Below are 20,629 nucleotides of genomic sequence, written 5' to 3' on the forward strand. Positions count from 1 at the left end.
GGTCGGGCCGGTGACCACGAGCAGCGCGCCGATGAGCAGCGCGAGCTGCCACTCGACCCCGGCCACGATGGCGGCCAGGGTGGTCAGCCCCCACGCCAGGAGCACCGTGACCGAGCAGAGCCGGACGCCGGCGGGACCCGGCCCCGCCGGGCCGCGGCCGCCTTCGCCACCGCCCTGGGCCTGGCCCTCGCCGCCCAGTGGGTGCCCACGGTGCTGCTCGTCGGCAGCGGTGCCGGGGTCGTCGTCCTCGTGGCGGGCCGGGGGGCCGCGCGCTGGCGCGGGGCCGTCGTCGCGGCACTGCCCTGGGTGCTCATGCTGCCGTGGTGGGGCGCCCTGGCCGCGGAACCGCTTCGTCTGCTCGGGGGCGCGGGCGCCACCAGCGCCGGGTCCGGCCTCCCGTCCCCCGCACCCCTGTGGCGGCACCTGCTGCTGGACCCGGGGGGCGCCGGGGGCGGTGGTGTGCTCCCGTGGCTGGTCGCGTCCTGGTGGCTGGCGGCGCTCGCGGGCCTGCTGCTGCCCGGCCGCGCCGGGCGTCGGGCCGGCGCGCTCGTCCTCGGTGCCCTCGCCGTCCTGGTCGTGGCGCAGCTGGCGGCCCGGACCGCGCTGGGCGTCCTGCCGGAGGGGCACCCCGAGCAGGGTCTGTCGGTCACCCTGTGGGCCGGGTCGCTGCTGTCGCTGGCCGGGGCGGCGCTGCTGCTGGCCGCAGCCGTCACCGTCGACGCCCTCCTGAGTGCCGCACGTCCGCGGCGGGTCGCCCGGCCCGCGGCAGCGGCGGCGGTCGTGATGCTCGTGGCCCCGCTCGTCGTGGCGGTGTCGGCGGTGTGGACCTTCGACCGGCCGGCCCTGCGGGTGGCTCAGCACCCGCTGCCCGCCGTCGCGGTCGAGCAGGCGCACGGGCCCGAGGCCCTGCGCACCCTCCTGCTGCGTCCTGAGGGCGAGGGGCTCGTCGTCGACCTCCAGGGCGCCGAGCCGGAGCCGGCGCGCCTCCAGCGCGACCGGACCGTCGAGCTGGGCACCCCCGCACCCCGGCCCCAGCAGGAGGCGGTGCAGGAGGTCGTCGGGGCCCTGGTCGGTGGTGCCCCGGCGGATGAGGCCCAGGAGCGGCTGCTGGGCCTCGGGGTCGGCTATGTGCTGCTGGAGGCGGACGAGACCCATCCGTCGACGGGCGAGCTGGACCGGGTGTCCGGGCTCAGCCGGGTCTCCAGCCCCGAGGGCTCGGTCCTGTGGCGCATGGTCGACGGCGGACCCGCCCGCACCCGGGTGCTGGACGACGACGGCGACGACCCCGTGACGGTGCCGACGGACGGCCCGCACGGCCAGGCCTCGGGTCGGGTCGACGTCCCGGCCGGTGGCGTGCTGGCCGTCGCCGAGGCCGCCGGGTGGGCTGACGCAGGCCGGGTCCTCGTCGACGGCCGGAGGGTCGAGGTCGAGGACCCGGCCCGCGTCCCGCTGCCGCAGGGCCGGCACACCGTCGAGGTCGAGCTCGACCGTCCCGGGCTGGTCCGGCACCTCGTGGCGCTCGTGCTCGCCGCGCTGACGGCGTTCCTCGCCCTGCCGGTCGGGCGCACCGAGGACCGGTCCGAGGAGGCGCGGTGAGCAGCGACGGGACCACCGACGGGACCACCGACCCGGGCCCGCGCGTCCCGTGGCTGAGGACGGCGCTGGGGGCGGCCGCCGTGGCCGCCCTCGCCTGGACCGCGACGCTGCCCGGCGGTTGGGGTGCAGACGGGACCGCCAGCACGGACGCGGCGACCCGCTCCGGCCCCGTCGTCGACGACGCCGAGGCGGTCCTCGTCGAGCAGGCCGCCCTGGGCTGTGCAGGACACGACGTCCTGTCCGGGCAGGTGCGAGCCGTGACGGCGCCGGAGCAGCTCGTGGCCCCTGGAGGGGCGGGGACGGGCGGCCTGGACCTCCTGGGCCCACAGGGCCCTCCTGCGGACCCGGTGCCGTTCGTCCACGGTGGGGAGCCGGCCTCCGCGCGGCTGGAGACCGAGGCCTCGGCGTCGGTCACCGCCACCGGGGGTGCCGCGCCGGGGCTGGTGGCCGGGCAGGTCCTGGTCGGTCCCGGGCCGGGAGCCCGCAGCGACGGCGACGAGGGTGCCGGCGAGGCCGACGAGGACACCGACGGGGAGCAGGCCGACGGGGGCGAGGATGACGCCGGGAGCGTGGCCGGGGGCAGCGCGCCGCGCGGGATCGGCCTGTCCGGGTGCGTCCAGCCCGGGGAGGAGCACTGGGTGCTGGCCGGGGGACCGGCGGCGGGACGGACCGAGAGCCTCGTGCTCACCAACCCCGGGGCCGACCCGGTGCGCGTCGACCTGGAGCTGCGGGGCGAGGACGGGCCGGTCCGCGTCACCGGAGGCTCGGGGCTCGTGGTGGCGCCGGGTGACCGGCTGGTGCGACCGCTCGACGCGCTGGCCGGCGGCGTCGAGGCACCCGCGCTGAGGGTGAGCGCGGAGGGCGGCCCGGTCGCGGCCCAGCTGGTCGAGACCTACCGGGACGGCACCACCGAGCTGGGCGTGGCCGTCACCTCCCCGGCGGCCACCCCGGCGCGCGACCTGGTCGTCCCCGCCGTGCCCGCCGGTGAGCCCACGGACCTCGTCCTGCGGGTGCTGGCGCCCGAGGCTCCGGCGGTCGTGGAGCTCGGTGTCCTGACCGAGGCCGGTCGGGTGACGCCCAGGACCGCGGCCGTGCGGGTGGCCGCCGGGTCGACCACCGACGTGCCGCTGGACGAGCTCGCCGACGGCGCGGCCGGCCTGCGGCTGCGCTCGGACGTCCCGGTCACGGCAGCGCTGCAGGTCCGGGCGACCCCCGCCGACGACGCCCCCGCGGAGGACGCGACGGCCACCGCCCGGCCCGGTGCCGACGACGCCGTCTCGACCACCAGGGCCCCCGGCGACCGGCCCCAGGTGATACGTCCCGCCGGCGACCTCGCCTGGCTGCCGGCGACCTCCCTCTCCACCCAGCCAGTGGGCATGGCCGTCCCGGACCTCGCCGACGTCCCGGGGGCCCGGCTGCAGCTGTCGCTCGTCGGGCTCGACGCCACCACGGCGGAGGTCCTCCTGCGGACCGGGGAGGGAGGCACCACGTCGAGGACGGTCGAGCTGGGCAACGACTCCAGCGCGCTGGTCGAGGTGCCCGAGGGGACGACCGCGCTCTGGGTCCGACCCGCCCGGCCGGCCATGCCGGGAGTCGCCGCCGCGCTGCACCTCACCGGCCAGGACGATCTCGGTCCCTACCTCGCCGCGACCACCCTGCGCCCGGTGCCGTGGACCCGCGAGGTCAGCCAGGTCTCCAGCGTGCTGCCCTGACGAGGGTCCGACCGGTCCGACCGGTCCGACCGGCCCGACCGGACCGGACCGGCCCGACCGGACCGGACCGGCCCGACCGGCCCCCTCTCAGACCAGGTCGTCGGGGTCCCGCCCCAGCATGCGGGCCACCTGCTCGACGACCACCTCGGTGACGAGGGCGGCCAGCTCGGTCTCGTCGGCGGCCCGGTGCACGACCGGGCGGCGGTAGACGACGAGACGCGCCGGCACGTCGCGCTCGGCGGGGAACAACCGCCCCAGCGCCACGCCGTGCTCCCAGGGCGCCGGGTCCGAGGGCGGCACCTCCTCGACGGCGAGCTCGAGACCGAGCGTGGTGTCCAGGCGGCGCTCGAGCGTCTCGACGGCGTCCAGCACGAGCTCGTCGAAGCGGTCCCGGCGGGTCCGCATGACCGGGACGCCCGGTCGGGCGAGCGGTCCCCGCAGCCCGTGCCCACGGCGGTCCCGACGCGTCGTCATGAGCGTGACCCTAGGGCACCGGGCACCGCCCGGGACGGGGTGGCACCGCAGGTTGGTGGGTGCGGACGCCTAGAGTGTCGGGCGTGACCCTGACTCGCCAGTGCTCGAAGACGGCGTGCGTCCGCCCCGCCACGTCGACGCTCACCTACGTCTACGCGGAGCAGACCGCCGTGCTGGGGCCGCTGGCGACCTACGCCGAGCCGCACAGCTACGACCTCTGCGAGGAGCACGCCACGCGGCTCACCGCCCCGCGCGGCTGGGACGTGGTGCGGCTGGAGCTGCCCGAGGGCGAGCCCCGCCCGCCGGTGGACGACCTGGCCGCCCTCGCCGACGCCGTCCGCGAGCACCGCGGCACCATCGTGCGGGTGGACCCCGGCGCCGCTGCCGAGCGGGAGGGTGCGACGGTCACCGAGATCGCCCGTCGTGGTCACCTTCGGGTCCTGCGCGACCGCTGACCACCGGCCCGCGGACGGAGCACGACATGCAGGTGGCCGACGTCATCACGGCCTACGACATCCGGGGCCGCACGCCCCAGCCGCTGACCCCTGAGGTCGCCCGGGTCCTCGGCGCCGCGTTCGCGCAGGTGGTCGTCCTGCCGGAGGGGCACCGCGGGGCGGTCCTCGGGTGGGACATGCGTGAGACCTCCCCCGGGCTGGCCGACGCCTTCGCCGACGGGCTGCGCGAGCACGGGGTGGACGCCACCCTGGTGGGGCTCTGCTCCACCGACGCGCTCTACTACGCCAGCGGCTCCCGGGACGAGCCCGGGGCCATGGTCACGGCGAGCCACAACCCCGCGGGCTACAACGGCATCAAGCTGTGCCGCGGCGCGGCCCGCCCGGTCGGCCAGGAGTCCGGCCTGGGCGAGATCCGCGACCTCGCCCAGTGGCTCCTCGACCGGGGCGACCTGCACACCCTGCCCACCGGCCCGCGGGGGACCCTGCGGCACCTCGACGTCCTGCCGGACTACGCCGCCCACCTGCACTCCCTCGTCGACCTGGAGGGCGTCCGCCCGCTGCGCCTCGTCGTCGACGCCGGCAACGGCATGGCCGGGCTGACGGTCCCCGCCGTGCTGGGCATCGAGGGCCTCCCGCTCACCGTCGACCCGCTCTACTTCGACCTCGACGGCACCTTCCCCCACCACGACGCCAACCCCCTCGACCCCGCCAACGTGCGAGACCTCCAGGAGGCCGTCGTGGCCTCGGGAGCCGACCTCGGTCTGGCCTTCGACGGCGACGCCGACCGGGTCGTGCTGGTCGACGAGCGGGGCCGGCAGGTGCCCGCCAGCGCGGTGGCGACCCTCATCGCCACCCGTGAGGTCGCCCGGGACGTCGGGGCCGGACGCCGGCCCGAGGACATCGCCGTGGTCCACGGCTCGGTCGTCTCCCGTGGCGTGCTGGAGACGATGGACGAGCTGGGCGTGCGGCTCGTGCGCTCACCCGTCGGCCACTCCTTCGTCAAGGCGCGGATGGCGCAGCACGAGGCGGTCTTCGGGGCCGAGCACTCGGCCCACTACTACTTCCGCGACTTCTGGTACGCCGACAGCGGGCTCCTCGCCGCCCTCCACGTCCTGGCCGCGCTGGGGCGGCAGGACGGGCCGCTCTCGGCCCTGCTCGCGCCCCTCGACCGCTACGCCGCCTCCGGCGAGATCAACAGCCGGGTGGGCGACGTCGCGGCTGCCGTCGAGCGGGTGCGGCGGTGGGCGAGCGACGAGGGGGCCCGCGAGGTCGAGGGGGACGGTCTGCTCATGAGCAACGAGGGGGACCCCTTCTGGTGGGTGTCCCTGCGGGCCAGCAACACCGAGTCGCTGCTGCGGCTCAACGTCGAGGCGCGGGACGGTGAGACGATGGGCCGGGTCCGGGACGCCGTCCTGGCGCTGGTGAGACAGGAGGCCTGAAGGTGGCGCGACCGGAGTACGACCCCTGGGTGCGCAGCATCCTGCGCTGCCCCGTGGGGCAGCACGAGCTCGTCGACGAGACCGACCAGGACGGCCACCCCGTGCTGCAGTGCGCCGAGGACTGCGGGGCACCGGGTCGGCGTCGGCGCTACCCCTGGCGGGACGGCATCCCCGTGCTCCTGGTCGACGACGCCGACGTCGTCGACCTCACCGACTGAGAAGGCTGCGGAGGTCTCGTGCCCTACATCGACGAAGCGCTGCTGGACGACCCGGACGAGCTGGCCCGCAAGGACTCGCGGGACACCCTGCGCGCGCTGGCCAGCGCGGGCGCGCAGGTGCGAGAGGCGATGACGCTGACCGAGGAGGCCGGGATCGACCGGCTGGCCAGCAGCGAGCGGCCGAGATCGGTCCTGGTGGCGGCCATCGGCGGCTCCTCGATCGTCGCCGAGGTCCTGGAGCTGCTCGCCGAGCCCGGCTCGCCGGTGCCCGTCCAGGCCCGACGCAACCTGCCGCTGCCGGGGTGGGTGGGCCCGATGGACCTCGTCGTGGCCGTGTCGCTGTCCGGGCGCGCGCCCGGGCCGCTGGCCGTGGCCGCCGAGGCGGCGCGCCGGGGCGCCATGCTGCTCACCGTCGGTGCCGACGACTCGCCGCTGGCCGAGGTGTGCCGGCGCGCTCGCGGCGTGCACGTCGGGGTCGGCACCGGGGGGCGGACCAGCTCGCGGACGGCGCTGTGGACCCTGCTGACGCCGGTCCTCATCGGGGCCGACCGTCTCGGTCTGCTCGAGGCCTCCCCGGAGATGATCGTCGGCGTCGCCGACCGGCTGGACACCCGCGCCGAGGAGTTCCGTCCCTCCTCCGACGCGTTCGTCAACCCGGCCAAGGTGCTCGCCGTGCAGCTGGCCGAGACCGTCCCGGTCGTCCTCGGGGACGGCCCGCTCGGCGGCGTGGCGGCGGCCCGCGCGGCCTCGATGCTGGCGCGCACCGCCCGCGTCCCCGCCACCTTCGGCGAGCTGCCCGACGCCGCGAGCGGCATCGTCGCCTGCTTCGACGGTCCCTACACCGCCATCGGCGGCCGCCGCCCGGGCACCTACGACGACGCGCGGATCCGCCTGGGCGACATCGACACCTCGCGGTGGGAGCCGCACCACTTCGCCGAGCCGGAGGGCGAGCTCATGGAGCGGCCCACCGGGCCCGGCGACGGCGCCCGCCGGGACGACGTCTTCGCCGACCCCTACCTCGACGGGCCGGCCCCGCCGCGGCTGGGGCTGCTCATGCTGCGGGACGCCCCGGTGGAGCCGGCGACCCGTGAGTCGGTGCAGGCGGAGGCGTTGACGGACGCGGTGCTCAGCACGGCCCGGGAGGCCGGCGTCCGGGTCATGGAGGTCCAGGCCGAGAGCGGCCCTCCGATCGTCCGGCTCGCCGACCACGTCGCCGCCGTGGACTTCGCCGCGACCTATCTCGCCATCGGGCTGGGGCTGGACCCCTCGGTGTCCCCGCACGTGGCCGACCTGCGGGACCGCACCCGGTGAGCGGGCCGGAGCCCGCGGCGGACCGGCCGCACGGCGAGGACCCGGTCGCCCGGCACACCCGGGCCGAGCGCGACCTGGAGGGTGGCATCGAGCGCGACTTCGGGCAGAACCTCTCCTACGGCGCCTACCTCGACCTGCCGACCCTGCTGTCCGCGCAGCACCCCCGCGCGTCGCCGCCCCAGCACGACGAGCTGCTGTTCATCATCCAGCACCAGACGACCGAGCTGTGGCTGCGGCTGGTCATCCACGAGCTCACGAGCGCCCGCGCCCTGCTCGCGGCCGACGACCACCGGCAGGCGCTGAAGCGGATCGCCCGGGTCAAGCACATCCAGGCCTCCATGACCGAGCAGTGGTCGGTGCTGGCGACGCTCACCCCGAGCGAGTACGCCCAGTTCCGCGCCTACCTCGCCACCGGGTCGGGGTTCCAGAGCTGGCAGTACCGCGCGGTCGAGTTCATGCTCGGCAACAAGAACGCGGGGATGCTGCCGGTGTTCGCCCACGACGAGGCGCAGCACGCCGAGCTGTCGCGGCTGCTCCACGAGCCGAGCCTCTACGACGAGGTGCTGGCCTGGCTGGCCCGGCGCGGGCACGCCATACCGGCGGAGGTCCTGGAGCGGGACGTCGCGCAGCCCTACCACCCGCACCCCGGCGTGGTCGCGGCGCTGGGACGCGTCTACGCCGACCCGCAGCGGTTCTGGGCTGAGTACGAGACCGCCGAGGAGCTCGTCGACCTGGAGGACAACTTCCAGGTATGGCGCTTCCGTCACCTCAAGACGGTGGAGCGCATCATCGGCAGCAAGCGGGGCACGGGGGGCTCCAGCGGGGTGCCGTTCCTGCGGCGCGCGCTGGACCTGACCTTCTTCCCCGAGCTCTACGACGTCCGGTCCGCGATCGTCGAGGCGGACGTCGCCCACGAGGGCTACCACGGAGGTGACGGCCGTGGGTGAGACCACCGGTCTGCAGCGCGCGCAGGAGCTCGACGCCCAGGACACGCTCGCACGGTTCGTGCCGCGCTTCGAGCGCGCCGAGGGCGTCGTCGCCTACTTCGACGGCAACTCGCTGGGCCGGCCGGTCGCCGGGGCGGCGGCGGAGATGGAGCGCTTCGTCCGCGAGGAGTGGGGGACCCGCCTCATCCGCTCCTGGGACGAGGGGTGGATGCGGTGGCCGGAAGAGGTGGGGGACCTCGTCGGGTCCGCCGCCCTGGGCGCGGAGCCCGGCCAGACCGTGGTCGCCGACTCCACCACGGTGCTCCTCTACAAGGTGCTCCGGGCGCTCGTCGACCACCAGCTGGCGCTCGACCCGGGCCGTCGCGAGCTGGTGCTCGACACCGACAACTTCCCGACCGACCGTTACGTCGCCGAGGGCGTCGCGGCCGAGCGCGACCTCACCCTGCGCTGGATCGACGTCGACCCGGCCGCCGGCGTGACGCCCGAGCAGGTGGCCGAGGTCGTCGGCCAGCGCACCGGGGTGGTCCTGCTCTCGCACGTCGCCTACCGGTCCGGCTTCGTCGCCGACACGTCCCCCATCACCGAAATCGTCCACGACGCCGGGGCGCTCGTGCTCTGGGACACCTGCCACAGCGCCGGCTCGGTGCCTGTGCGGGCCGACGAGTGGGGCTGGGACGCGGCCGTGGGCTGCGACTACAAGTACCTCAACGGGGGGCCGGGCGCGCCGGCCCACGCCTACCTCGCCCGCCGCCACCACGACCTCCCGACCCTCCGGCAGCCGGTGCAGGGGTGGATGGGCCGGCGCGACCCCTTCCGGATGGAGCAGGGCTACCAGCCGGCCGCGGGCATCCGGTCCCTCGTCAGCGGGACCCCGCCGATCGTCGGGATGGTGCCGGTGCGCCTCGGGGCGCAGATGCTCGCCGAGGCGGGGATCGAGGAGGTGCGGCGCAAGTCGCTGCTGCTCACCGACCTGGCCTGGTCCGTCGTCGAGTCCTGGCCCGCCGAGCTGGGCGTCGTCGTCGCCAGCCCCCGGGCGCACGAGCGGCGCGGCGGGCACCTCACCCTGCGCCACCCGGCCTTCGAGGACGTCTGTCCCCGCCTGTGGGCGCGGGGGGTCATCCCGGACTTCCGCTCGCCGGACGGGCTGCGCCTGGGCCTCTCACCGCTGTCCACCAGCTTCGTCGAGGTGTGGCGCGGGCTGGAGGCCGTCCGGGAGGAGCTCGAGCGCAGCCAGCCGGCCTGAGGGGCGGACCGTGGGGGCTGAGCCCCTCCGCTGCGACCGCGCGCACGGCCCGATCTAGGCTGGCCGGGTGAGCGACTCCTCCCACTACGACCTCGTCGTCATCGGCACCGGCTCCGGCAACTCGCTGGTCACCCCCGAGCTGCAGGGGCGGCGTATCGCCGTCGTGGAGGGCGGCGTCTTCGGCGGCACCTGCCTCAACGTCGGGTGCATCCCCACGAAGATGTTCGTCTACGCCGCGGAGGTGGCGTCCACGATCCGGGACGCCGCGCGGTTCGGCATCGACGCGACCCTGGACCAGGTGCGCTGGGCCGACATCCGCGACCGCGTGTTCGGCCGCATCGACCCCATCAGCGACGGGGGCCGCGACTACCGGGTCGACGGGGAGGACACGGAGGCCTACCTCGGGCACGCCCGGTTCGTCTCCGACCACGAGCTGGAGATCGAGATCACCCGGCCCGGGGGCCACCACGAGCTGGGCTCGGTGCACCGGATCACCGGGGACCAGATCGTCATCGCCACCGGCTCACGACCGCACGTCCCCCAGGTCGTCCTCGACGCCGGCGTGCCCTTCCACACCTCGGACACCGTCATGCGGCTGCCCGAGCTGCCGGCCAGCCTGGTCATCCTCGGGGGCGGCTACATCGCGGCGGAGTTCGCGCACATCTTCTCCGCGCTCGGGGTGGCGGTCCGCATCGTGAACCGGGGAGACGGTCTCCTGCGCGCCCTGGACGGCGAGCTGGCCGCCGCGTGGACCGACCTGGCGCGGGCGCAGTGGGACGTCCGCACCGGGGTCGAGGGGGTCGGCATCACCCAGGGGGAGTCCGAGATCGAGCTCACCCTCACCGACGGGTCGGTCGTCAGCGGCGAGGTGCTGCTCGTCGCGACCGGCCGCACCCCGGACACCCACGACCTGGGGCTGGAGCACACCGGTGTGCGCCGGCACGACGACGGCCGGGTGGCCGTCGACCGGTTCGGGCGCACCGACGTCGCCGGGGTGTGGTCGCTCGGCGACGCCTCCTCGGAGCACCAGCTCAAGCACGTGGCCAACCACGAGGCGCGGGCGGTCGCGCACAACCTCGCCCACCCCGACGACCTGCGGGCCTTCGACCACCGGTTCGTGCCGGCCGCCGTCTTCACCCACCCGCAGATGGCCTGCGTCGGCCTCACCGAGCAGCAGGCGCACGACGAGGGGTATGCCGTGACCACCAAGGTGCAGCGGTTCGGGGACACGGCGTACGGCTGGGCGATGGAGGACACCACCGGCCTGCTGAAGGCGGTCGGCGACGCGGCGACCGGGCGGCTGCTCGGCGTGCACGCCATGGGGCCCATGGCCAGCACCCTCATCCAGCCCGCGATCCAGGCCCTGAGCATGGGCCCGTCGGTCACCGCCCACGAGCTCGCGCGGGGGCAGTACTGGATCCACCCGGCGCTCTCGGAGGTGCTGGAGAACGCCCTGCTGGGCCTGCGGGTGCCGGAGGACGTCGGGGCCGCCACGTAGCATGACCCCATGTCCGACACCATGACGACGGCCGGCGCCGCGCTCGAGCACCGGGTCCGTGACCTGGCGCTCGCCGAGCAGGGACGCCACCAGATCCGGCTGGCCGAGCACGAGATGCCCGGGTTGATGGCCCTGCGCGAGCGCTTCGCCCACGAGCAGCCGCTGGCCGGTGCCCGGATCGCCGGGTCGCTCCACATGACCGTCCAGACCGCCGTGCTCATCGAGACCCTCGTCGCGCTCGGGGCCGAGGTGAGGTGGGCCTCGTGCAACATCTTCTCCACCCAGGACGAGGCCGCGGCCGCGGTGGTCGTCGGGCCGCAGGGCAGCCCCGAGGACCCGCAGGGCGTCCCCGTCTTCGCCTGGAAGGGGGAGACGCTGGAGGACTACTGGTGGTGCACCACGCAGATCATGCGGTGGCCGGACGGGGCCGGCCCCACCCTCATCCTCGACGACGGCGGGGACGCCACGCTGCTCGTGCTCAAGGGCAGGGAGTGGGAGCGGCAGGGAGCCGTCCCCAGCCCGCAGGAGGAGGACCCGGAGGAGTGGAAGGTCATCCTGGAGACGGTGCGGACCTCCCTGACCGAGGACCCGCAGCGCTGGACCCGGGTCGCCGAGGGGATCCGGGGGGTGTCCGAGGAGACGACCACCGGGGTGCACCGGCTCTACCAGCTGCACGAGGCCGGTGAGCTGCTCTTCCCGGCCATCAACGTCAACGACGCCGTGACCAAGAGCAAGTTCGACAACACCTACGGCTGCCGGCACAGCCTCGTCGACGGCCTCAACCGGGCCACCGACGTGCTCATCGGGGGCAAGGTCGCCGTCGTCTGCGGCTACGGCGACGTCGGCAAGGGCTGCGCGGAGGCGCTGCGCGGCCAGGGCGCCCGGGTGGTGGTCACCGAGATCGACCCCATCTGCGCGTTGCAGGCCGCGATGGACGGCTACCAGGTCGCCCGGCTCGAGGACGTCGTCGGTGCCGCGGACTTCGTCATCACCGCGACCGGGTGCAAGGACGTCGTGACGCCCCAGCACATGGCGGCGATGAAGGACAAGGCGGTGCTGGGCAACATCGGGCACTTCGACAACGAGATCGACATGGCCGGGTTGGCCCGGGTGCCGGACGTGCAGCGGGTGCAGATCAAGCCGCAGGTGCACGAGTGGACCTTCGCCGACGGTCGCTCCATCATCGTGCTGTCCGAGGGGCGCCTGCTCAACCTCGGCAACGCCACCGGGCACCCGAGCTTCGTCATGTCCACGAGCTTCGCCAACCAGGTGCTCGCCCAGATCGAGCTGCACACCCGGGTCGAGGCATACCCGCTGGGCGTCCACACGCTGCGCAAGGAGCTCGACGAGGAGGTCGCGCGCCTGCACCTGGGCTCGGTGGCCGCCGACCTCACCGAGCTCACCAAGGAGCAGGCCAGCTACCTCGGGGTCGACGTGGCCGGCCCCTACAAGCCCGAGCACTACCGCTACTGATGCCGGTGCAGGGGCGACGACGCAGGAGGAACCCGTGAGCGCTCGAGTACTCGTGGTCGACGACGACCAGGCCCTCGCCGAGATGCTCGGCATCGTGCTGCGCAAGGAGGGCTACGAGGTCGCCAGCTGCGCCGATGGCGGGCGGGCCATGCCGATGTTCCGCGAGTTCCGCCCCGACCTGGTGCTCCTCGACGTCATGCTCCCCTCCAAGGACGGCATCGAGGTATGCCGTGAGCTGCGCGGCGAGTCCGGGATCCCCGTCGTCATGCTCACCGCCCGCACCGACACCAAGGACGTCGTCCTCGGCCTGGAGGCGGGCGCCGACGACTACGTCGTCAAGCCGTTCAAGCCCCAGGAGCTGCTGGCCCGGATCCGTGCCCGGCTGCGGCGCACCGACACCGGTGACGACACCCGGCTGCAGGTGGGGGACGTGCTCATCGACGTGGCGGGGCACCAGGTCACCCGCGACGGCGACCAGATCCCGCTGACCCCGCTGGAGTTCGACCTGCTCGTGGCGCTCGCGAGCAAGCCCTCCCAGGTCTTCGACCGCGAGTCGCTGCTGGAGCAGGTGTGGGGCTACCGCCACGCCGGCGACACCCGGCTGGTCAACGTGCACGTGCAGCGGCTGCGGAGCAAGATCGAGAAGGATCCGGAGAACCCCCAGATCGTGGTGACGGTGCGTGGCGTCGGGTACAAGGCCGGACACCCCTGAGCAGCTCGGCGCCGGACGTCGGGTGCTGACCTGGTGGCGGGGCTCCCTGCGGGCCCGGGTCGTCACGTCGACCGTGCTGCTGGGCTCGCTGCTCGCCGTCCTCCTGGGCAGCCTCCTCTACCAGCAGATCTCCCGCGGCCTGGTCGAGCAGGCCGTCGACAGCGCGGAGCGGGACGCCTCCCAGCAGGTGGCCACCGCCCAGCGAGCCTTCGACTCCACCGACCGCCGGGACGACAGCGGGCTGCGGGGCCTGGCGGAGGAGCAGCTCCAGTCGATGAGCGGCCCCTCGGCGGCGGACGGGCGACGTGCCCTGCTGCTCCCGGCCCTGAGCAACACCAGCGGCGTGGTGGAGCGCATGTCCACCGGGGTGGCCGCCGAGGACATCCCCCCGACGCTGCAGGAGGCGATCGCCCAGGACCCGGCCAACCAGCAGGTCATGGTGGTCCCGGTGCCCCTCGGGGAGGAACAGGAGGGGGTGACCTCCGTGGTCGTCGGGTCGCGGGTCTCGCTCCTGCGCGCCGGCCCCTACGACCTGGTGCTGGTCTACCCCCTGCTCCGGGAGCAGGAGACCCTCGACCTCGTCCGCCAGCTCTTCCTCCTCGGCGGCCTCGGACTCGTGGCGCTGGCGGTGGGGCTGGCGCTGCTGGCGACCCGCATGGTCACCCGGCCCGTGGAGGAGGTGGCCAAGGCGTCCCAGGAGGTGGCGCAGGGCCACCTGGACGAACGCCTGCCCGTCGTCGGCAACGACGAGATCGCCCAGCTCGCGACGTCGTTCAACACGATGGCCGACTCCATCCAGCACCAGATCCGCGAGCTGCGCTCGCTGTCCCAGCTGCAGCAGCGCTTCGTCTCCGACGTCTCGCACGAGCTGCGCACGCCGCTGACGACCATGCGGATGGCCGGTGACGTGCTGCACGCCTCCCGGGAGGACTTCGCGGCGCCGGTCGCCCGGTCCGCCGAGCTGCTCGACCAGGAGATGGACCGCTTCGAGGAGCTGCTCGCCGAGCTGCTGGAGATCAGCCGTTTCGACTCCGGGGCGGCCACCGTCGAGCGGCACGAGGAGGACATCCTGCCGACCGTCCTCGCCGCCGTGCAGGGGGTGGAGGCCCTGGCGGAGAAGGTCGGCACGGTGCTGCGGGTGCACGTGCCGGGGGAACGGGTCGAGGTGTGCATGGACGGCCGCCGGGTCTCCCGCATCCTGCGCAACCTGCTCACCAACGCCGTCGAGCACGGTGAGGGGCGCCCGGTGGACGTCACCGTCGCGTGCAACGCCCAGGTGGTGGCGGTGAGCGTGCGCGACCACGGGATCGGCCTGACCGAGGAGCAGCTGCACCAGGTCTTCGACCGGTTCTGGCGGGCCGACCCGGCCCGCACCCGCACCACCGGCGGCACGGGGCTCGGGCTGGCCATCGCGCAGGAGGACGCCCGGGTCCACGGCGGGTGGCTGCAGGTGGGCAGCCGGCCCGGCGAGGGGGCCTGCTTCCGGCTGCTGCTGCCGCGCGCCCATACCCACGTCATCGCCGACCCACCCCCCGCGGTGCCGTCCGGACCCGGGGCCGACGGCGGCGCCACCGCCGCCCGCGACGCCCAGGTGCCGCCGGTGGTGCTGGCCCTGGCCACCTGGGAGGACGACTGATGCCCCGACCCCTGACCGCGCTGCTTGCCGCGACCGCGCTGGTCCTCACCGGCTGCTCCGGCCAGCTCCCGACCACGTCGGCGCCCCGGGCCGGTCTGCCGGTCTCACAGCAGTCGGAGCGCGAGGTCGACCGGCTGCTCCCCCCTGCCCCGCCCGGCGCCGGGCCGGTCGAGATCGTCGAGGGGTTCCTGCGGGCCAGCGAGGGCTTCGCCGGCGACGACGACGTGTCCCGGTCCTACCTCACCTCCGAGCTGGCCAGCAGCTGGGTGCCGACCGCGAGCGTCCTCGTCTACACGGGTGACGCCGAGATCACCCTCGTCGACGAGGACGAGGTCAGCGTGGAGCTGCAGGTCGTCGGCCGGGTCGACGCCGACGGGCGGCTCACCGAGCAGGCCCCGCAGTCGCTGACCCAGACCTTCGACCTCACCGAGGTCGGGGGGGAGGCGCGCATCAGCACCTTCCCGGACGACTCCGGGCTCTGGCTCTCCGACACCGCCTTCGAGCGCTCCTTCCGCCCGACCGTCCTGTCCTACCTCAACACGCAGGAGGACGTCTTCGTCCCCGAGCTGCGCTGGCTGGCCGACAGCGAGGGGCTGCCCACCGCGGTCACCCGGGCCCAGCTCGCGCCGCTGCCGGGCTACCTGGAGGGCGCCGTCTCCACCGCCGCCAACGAGTCGGTACGGCTGGCGACACCGGCGGTGCCGGTCGACCCCTCCACGCTCGTCGCCACCGTCAACCTGCAGGGCGCGACGCTGGCCCAGGACGAGACCCGCGCCGACGGCCTCAGCAGCCAGCTGGCCCACAGCCTGCTCGGGCTCACCTCGGTGGCCGGGGTGGACGTGCAGGCCTCCGGCCAACCGCTGCGGCTGGACGGTGCCGAGGGGCCGATCACCGCCACGACCGAGCTGCCGTACTCCGACGTGGACCGGCAGGTCTCGCAGGTGCTGCTCCGGGTCGGCGAGGAGCTGACCCTCGTCGATCCCTCCCAGTACGCGCTGCGCGACCTGGACGCGCCCGACGACGTCGACCTGCCGCAGGTAGAGCTGCGCTGGACCGGGCTGGCCGCCACCGACGGGATGGACGACCTGGCTGCGGTGTCGGTCGACGGCACCGCGTTCCGCCGCTGGCGGGGCGAGCGGGTCTACACCAACGAGGGCATCGGTGACGGCCTGAGCGCCCCGGCCGTCGACCCGCAGGGGGCGTTCTGGGTCGGTGGGGTGCACCGCAGCAGCCAGACCCCCCGCGTCTGGGTGGTCGACGCCGCCCAGCTGGACTCCGTGGCGCGACCGGTCACCGCCGACTGGCTCGAGGACGAGGACCGGGTGCACATGGTGTCCATCTCCCCGGACGGCAGCAGGGCCGCCCTCGTGGTGGGCCCGGCGCAGACCGACACGGAGGAGCCGGTGGTGCACCGCCTGCTGGTCAGCGGCATCGTCCGGGACTCCGCGGGCCGGCCCCGGGAGCTCACCGCACCGCTGCCGGTGGCCGCTCACCTGCGCGACGTCACCGCGGCCCACTGGGGCGCGGCGGGCGAGCTGGTCGTCGTCGGGCAGCGGCAGGGGGACGTCGAGCCCCAGGCCTTCCGGCTGCGGCTGGGGGGCTGGCTGGAGCACCTGGGCGAGCTGCCGGGCCTCGTCGACGCGGTCCCCGTCCCGAGGGTCACCGGCGTCCAGGTCATCGCCCGGACCCAGGACGGCGGGGTCTACGTCCCCGAGGGGCAGCGCGGCTGGCAGCCCGTCCGCAACGCCGACCAGGTGGTCGTCCCGGGCGGCTGAGCCAGGCTGTGGACAGCGGCACCGGGGGCCTCCACCCTGCGACCCTGGGGTATGCCGTGGCGCCCGGGTGAGGACCTGCGGGCGCTGCTGGAGCTGGTGGCCCCGGCCGGCTGCGCCGGCTGCGGGCGGGCGGCGCACCGGCTCTGCCCCGACTGCCGGTGGCAGCTGGGCCTGACCGGGCCTCGGCCCTGGCGCCCCACGCCCTGCCCGCCGGGCTTCCCGCCGACCTGGTCCGGCCCCGCCTACGAGGGTGTCGTGCCCGCGGTCGTGGTCGCCTGGAAGGAGCAGGACCGGGTGGACCTCACCCCGGTGCTCGGCGCGGTGCTCCGGAGGGCGGTGGGCTCCGCGCTCGCCGGATCGCCCGAGCACCGGGACGCCGTCCTGGCGTCCTCGCCGGTGGCCGTGCTCCCCGCCCCCTCGGCACGGTCCAGCACCCGTGCGCGGGGCCGGTCCCCGGTGCGCGAGCTCGCCGTCGTGGCCGCCGGGGCCCGGCGCGCCGTGGTCCCGGCCCTCGTCCTGACCCGCACCGTCGCCGACCAGGCCGGGCTCTCGGCCAGGCAGCGGGCCGCCAACCTGGGCGGCGCCGTCCGGCTGCGCCCCGGGCTCGCGGGCGCGCTCGCGGGCGTCCCCTGCGTCGTCGTCGACGACGTCGTCACCACCGGGGCGACGCTGGCGGAGTGCGCCCGGGCGCTGCGGGAGGCGGGGACGGGAGGGGTGGTGGCGGCCACCGTGGCCGCGACACCCCGCCGGTCCGCGACCGCGCGGCGGCCCGCGCTACCGCCCGCGGGTGGGCCGGACTAGTGTGGGTTCATGGAGCACCTCGCGAGCAGCTGTGAGGGGGTGAGGCCGGACGAGAGCAGGCGTCTCAGCCGACGCCATACCCCGAACCACACCGCCCTGCATGGAGGTTTTTGATGGAACTCAGCGTGACTGGTCGCAAGCGGGACGTGCCCGAGCGCTTCCGCCGCCACATCGAGGACAAGCTGGACAAGGTCCCGCAGCTGGCCCCCCGGGTGCGCCGCACCGAGGTGGTGCTGACCCACGAGTCCAACCCCCGCCAGGCCAAGGAGGCCGAGCGCTGCGAGATCACCTGCTACGTCCACCGGACGGTCGTCCGCGCCGAGGCCGCCGCGGACGAGGAGTACGCCGCGCTCGACCTCGCGATGGGCAAGCTCACCGAGCGGCTGCGGCGGCTGGGTGACAAGCGGCGGGTCTCCCACACCGGCAAGCACCGCCTGCCCTCCGTCGCCGAGGCCACCTTCGGGCTGCCGACCGACCCCCTCGCGACGCCGGACGACAGCGACGAGCAGACCACCGGCCGCAGCCCCGAGGAGGCCGTCGACGAGGCGCTGCAGACCCGCGGCAACAGCCCGATCGAGATTCGGGAGAAGGTGCACGCGTCCCCGCCCATGACCGTGGGTGAGGCGCTGTCGCAGATGGAGCTCGTCGGCCACGAGTTCTTCCTCTTCCACGACGCCGACGCCGACCGGCCGAGCGTGGTCTACCGCCGCCGGGGATGGTCCTACGGCGTGCTGCGCCTGGACTGCGTCGACGCCGGGACCGACAGTGACGGCGACGGGGCCGCCGGCGAGCGGACCGAGGCGGTCGCCTCCTGAGGGCGGACGGGTCGCCGCGACCATTACGGACCGGCCCCGGGGAGCACCTGCACGAGGTGTCCCCGGGGCCGGTCCGTCGGTGGCCCCTGGCAGGCTGGTCGGTGTGCTGACCCTCACCCGCGCCCAGGCCCGCCGCATCGCGATCGCGGCGCAGGGTCTCGGTCGCCCCCGGCCCGAGGCGCCCGGCACCCGCCAGCTGACCGGGGTGCTCGACCGTCTCGGCGTCGTCCAGATCGACAGCGTCAACGTGCTCGCCCGCAGCCACTACCTGCCCTTCTTCTCCCGGCTGGGCGACTACGACACGGCGCTGCTGGACCGGATGCGCGACGGGTCCGGCCGGCACGGCCGGTCCCGGACGGGGCGTCGGATGGTCGAGGTCTGGGCGCACGAGGCCTCGTTGGTGCCGGTGCAGACCTGGCCGCTGCTCGGCTTCCGGATGCGCCGTCCCCGCGTCCTCGCCCGCCGCCAGGAGCTGCGCGAGCAGCATCCCGGTCTGCTCGACGCCGTCGTCGACGTGGTGGCGCAGCACGGCCCGTCGACCGCCCGGGAGGTGGAGGTGCACCTGCCGCACGGCGCGACCCGCCGCAACGACCACTGGGGGTGGAACTGGTCAGCGGTCAAGACCTCGCTGGAGTCCCTCTTCGCGACCGGCGACCTCACCAGCGCCGGGCGCACCAGCCAGTTCGAGCGGCGGTATGCCCTCACCGAGCGGGTGCTGCCGCCCGAGGTGGTGCGACGCGCGCCGGGGGAGGGCGACGCCCCGGACGAGCTGGAGTCGGTGGTCGAGCTGCTGGCCGTCTCGCTGCGCGCGCACGGGCTGGGCAGCATGCGGTGCCTGGCCGACTACTTCCGGGTGCGCGGACCGGTCGTCCCGGCGGCCCTGCAGGTCCTGGAGGAGCAGGGTCGCGCGGAGCGGGTGCAGGTGCGCGGCTGGGACCGGCCCGTGTGGCTGGACCCGCAGGCCCGCCGGCCACGTCGGGTCGAGGGTGCCGCCCTGCTCAGCCCGTTCGACTCGCTGGTGTGGCAGCGCGAGCGGGTCGAGCAGCTCTGGGACTTCCGCTACCGCCTCGAGATCTACGTGCCCGCCCCCCAGCGGGTGCACGGCTACTACGTCCTGCCCTTCCTGCTCGACGAGCACCTGGTCGGACGGGTCGACCTCAAGGCGGACCGGGAGGCCGGGGTGCTGCTGGCCAGGGCCGTGCACTGGGAGCCCGGCACCGAGGTGTCGCGGGCCGCGCCCCGGCTGCTGGCCGAGCTGGAGGCGATGGCCGGCTGGCTGGGCCTGGGGCGGGTGGACCTGCCCGTCGGCTGAGCGCCGCCTCACCCGGCCGACGGCTCGGTGAGCAGGGCGAAGCGGGCGGTGCCGTGCCGCTCGCCGCCCCGCTCGTCCACGCGCGACTGCGGCTCGGTGACCGTCCACCGGAAGCCGGCCCGCAGGAGCGCGCGGTGCGAGGCGGCGTCGCGCTCGTCGGTCCGGGCGGCGATCCGGTGCACGCCGAGCTCGGCCACGGCATACCGGGTCACCAGGCCCAACGCCCGGGTCACCGCCCCCCGGCCTCGGCCGGCGGGGAGCAGCCAGGAGCCGACCTCGGCGCACCCGTGGGCGCACGGGTCCACCAGGTCGAACAGGCAGATGCTGCCGAGCGCAGCGTCGGAGCGGGCGTCGGCGATGCACCAGGTCAGGCTGTGCCCGAGCACGGCCGACTCGAGCCGACCCCTCGTCCAGGCCTGCACGGCCTCCTCCCCGGGCCCCGGCGGGAGCGGACCGACGCACTGCCGGGCCACGTCGTCCACGGACATCAGCGCAGCGGTGTCGTCGGCGTCGGCGCGCCAGGGACGCAGGCGGAGGTCGCCGCCCTGCTCGGCCAGCACCGGGACCTGCCGCCACGGGTAGGCCGGCTCCCGCGGGTCGTCCCGGTGCAGCGTGGCCCACCACCCGTCACGGGGGGCGCGGTCCTGGCCCCACCCCGGCAGCAGCCCGCGGACCTGCGCCGGCACGGAGAACCCGAGCCGCCAGGCGACCCGCCGGGAGGCCCAGTGACCCACCTCGGCCCGCCACCGCGCGAGCACCACCTCGTCCTCGGCGAAGGCGTGGTCGAGGGCCAGGCCGAGCGCCTGCGTGGCGACCCCTCGGCCCCGGTGGTCCGGGTGCACGGCGTACCCCACCTCGGCGCCCCCGTGCCCGTCCGGCCGGTACTCCACCGTCCCCGCCGGACGCCATGCCGGGGCCGCGGTGCCGGGGGTGGCCCCCTGGGCGGCCTCCTGGGCGACCTCGACGACCCAGCGGCGGGGCGCCCACCGCTGCCTCCCGGCCCACGCCTCGCGGGCGACGCCCACCCAGGCACGGGCCGCGGTCGCGTCCCGGACCGGGACCGCGTCACCCCACCGGCGCGCCTGCTCGTCGGCCCCCAGCCCCACCAGCAGCCCGGTGTGCCCGTCGTGCGGCGGCACGATGCGCAGCCCCTCCCGCTGACGCACCGGGCCCGCGCTCGATGCGGCATCCTCAGCCATGCCGGTTAGCCTA

General features: G+C 75.4%; 17 protein-coding genes and 1 pseudogene. 16 read left to right on the forward strand and 2 right to left on the reverse strand.

Annotated features, from left to right (window positions below):
• A pseudogene (locus EUS26_RS04900) lies at nt 1-1,596 on the forward strand (hypothetical protein); the annotation flags it as partial.
• Nucleotides 1,593-3,308 carry a DUF5719 family protein gene (locus EUS26_RS04905; protein ID WP_130012074.1) on the forward strand — a complete coding sequence of 572 codons (1,716 nt, stop codon included), beginning with the start codon at nt 1,593-1,595 and terminating at the stop codon, nt 3,306-3,308. The pseudogene EUS26_RS04900 and the gene EUS26_RS04905, both read left to right, overlap by 4 nt.
• A gap of 87 nt (nt 3,309-3,395) precedes the next feature.
• Here EUS26_RS04905 and EUS26_RS04910 read toward each other — a convergent pair whose 3' ends face one another.
• Nucleotides 3,396-3,782, reverse strand: a complete 387-nt coding sequence (locus EUS26_RS04910; protein ID WP_130012075.1) for a metallopeptidase family protein — start codon at nt 3,780-3,782, stop codon at nt 3,396-3,398.
• Nucleotides 3,783-3,865: 83 nt separating this feature from the next.
• Between EUS26_RS04910 and EUS26_RS04915 the strand changes: the two genes are divergently transcribed.
• The 14 genes from EUS26_RS04915 to EUS26_RS04980 all read left to right on the forward strand — a co-directional run bounded on the left by EUS26_RS04915 (nt 3,866) and on the right by EUS26_RS04980 (nt 19,417).
• On the forward strand, nt 3,866-4,237 hold the full coding sequence (locus tag EUS26_RS04915) for a DUF3499 domain-containing protein (RefSeq protein WP_130012076.1): 372 nt from the start codon (nt 3,866-3,868) through the stop codon (nt 4,235-4,237).
• A gap of 26 nt (nt 4,238-4,263) precedes the next feature.
• The gene (locus EUS26_RS04920; protein ID WP_130012077.1) at nt 4,264-5,676 is read left to right on the forward strand and encodes a phosphohexomutase domain-containing protein; all 1,413 of its coding nucleotides are present in this window, start codon (nt 4,264-4,266) and stop codon (nt 5,674-5,676) included.
• A 2-nt stretch (nt 5,677-5,678) separates the two neighbouring features.
• Nucleotides 5,679-5,894: a Trm112 family protein gene (locus EUS26_RS04925; protein ID WP_130012078.1), complete on the forward strand. Its 216-nt coding sequence runs from the start codon at nt 5,679-5,681 to the stop codon at nt 5,892-5,894.
• A gap of 18 nt (nt 5,895-5,912) precedes the next feature.
• The gene (locus tag EUS26_RS04930) at nt 5,913-7,205 is read left to right on the forward strand and encodes an SIS domain-containing protein (protein ID WP_130012079.1); all 1,293 of its coding nucleotides are present in this window, start codon (nt 5,913-5,915) and stop codon (nt 7,203-7,205) included.
• Nucleotides 7,206-7,279: 74 nt separating this feature from the next.
• Nucleotides 7,280-8,152 carry a tryptophan 2,3-dioxygenase gene (locus EUS26_RS04935; RefSeq protein ID WP_238148822.1) on the forward strand — a complete coding sequence of 291 codons (873 nt, stop codon included), beginning with the start codon at nt 7,280-7,282 and terminating at the stop codon, nt 8,150-8,152.
• Nucleotides 8,145-9,395 carry a kynureninase gene (locus tag EUS26_RS04940; protein WP_130012081.1) on the forward strand — a complete coding sequence of 417 codons (1,251 nt, stop codon included), beginning with the start codon at nt 8,145-8,147 and terminating at the stop codon, nt 9,393-9,395. Before EUS26_RS04935 ends, EUS26_RS04940 begins: the two co-directional genes overlap by 8 nt.
• A gap of 67 nt (nt 9,396-9,462) precedes the next feature.
• Nucleotides 9,463-10,893 carry a mycothione reductase gene (locus EUS26_RS04945; protein WP_130012082.1) on the forward strand — a complete coding sequence of 477 codons (1,431 nt, stop codon included), beginning with the start codon at nt 9,463-9,465 and terminating at the stop codon, nt 10,891-10,893.
• A gap of 9 nt (nt 10,894-10,902) precedes the next feature.
• Complete coding sequence (gene ahcY, locus EUS26_RS04950; protein ID WP_238148814.1) at nt 10,903-12,366, forward strand: adenosylhomocysteinase; 1,464 nt, start codon at nt 10,903-10,905, stop codon at nt 12,364-12,366.
• Nucleotides 12,367-12,400: 34 nt separating this feature from the next.
• Nucleotides 12,401-13,078, forward strand: coding sequence for an MtrAB system response regulator MtrA (mtrA, locus tag EUS26_RS04955; protein WP_130012083.1), 678 nt, complete (start codon nt 12,401-12,403; stop codon nt 13,076-13,078).
• Nucleotides 13,047-14,714 carry an MtrAB system histidine kinase MtrB gene (gene mtrB / locus EUS26_RS04960; protein WP_130012084.1) on the forward strand — a complete coding sequence of 556 codons (1,668 nt, stop codon included), beginning with the start codon at nt 13,047-13,049 and terminating at the stop codon, nt 14,712-14,714. Before mtrA ends, mtrB begins: the two co-directional genes overlap by 32 nt.
• Nucleotides 14,714-16,489, forward strand: a complete 1,776-nt coding sequence (locus EUS26_RS04965; protein ID WP_130012085.1) for an LpqB family beta-propeller domain-containing protein — start codon at nt 14,714-14,716, stop codon at nt 16,487-16,489. Before mtrB ends, EUS26_RS04965 begins: the two co-directional genes overlap by 1 nt.
• Before the next feature lie 51 nt (nt 16,490-16,540).
• A complete protein-coding gene (locus EUS26_RS04970) occupies nt 16,541-17,290 on the forward strand; it encodes a ComF family protein (RefSeq protein WP_130012086.1) in 750 nt (249 codons plus the stop codon).
• Nucleotides 17,291-17,403: 113 nt separating this feature from the next.
• Nucleotides 17,404-18,105, forward strand: coding sequence for a ribosome hibernation-promoting factor, HPF/YfiA family (gene hpf, locus EUS26_RS04975; RefSeq protein ID WP_130012087.1), 702 nt, complete (start codon nt 17,404-17,406; stop codon nt 18,103-18,105).
• Nucleotides 18,106-18,208: 103 nt separating this feature from the next.
• Nucleotides 18,209-19,417 carry a winged helix-turn-helix domain-containing protein gene (locus tag EUS26_RS04980; protein WP_130012088.1) on the forward strand — a complete coding sequence of 403 codons (1,209 nt, stop codon included), beginning with the start codon at nt 18,209-18,211 and terminating at the stop codon, nt 19,415-19,417.
• 8 nt (nt 19,418-19,425) lie between these two features.
• Here EUS26_RS04980 and EUS26_RS04985 read toward each other — a convergent pair whose 3' ends face one another.
• The gene (locus EUS26_RS04985) at nt 19,426-20,616 is read right to left on the reverse strand and encodes a GNAT family N-acetyltransferase (protein WP_130012089.1); all 1,191 of its coding nucleotides are present in this window, start codon (nt 20,614-20,616) and stop codon (nt 19,426-19,428) included.
• Nucleotides 20,617-20,629: the final 13 nt, after the last annotated feature.

It is taken from the genome of Serinicoccus sediminis (genome assembly GCF_004153545.1).
In the GTDB taxonomy this organism is placed as follows: Bacteria; Actinomycetota; Actinomycetes; order Actinomycetales; family Dermatophilaceae; genus Ornithinicoccus; species Ornithinicoccus sediminis_A.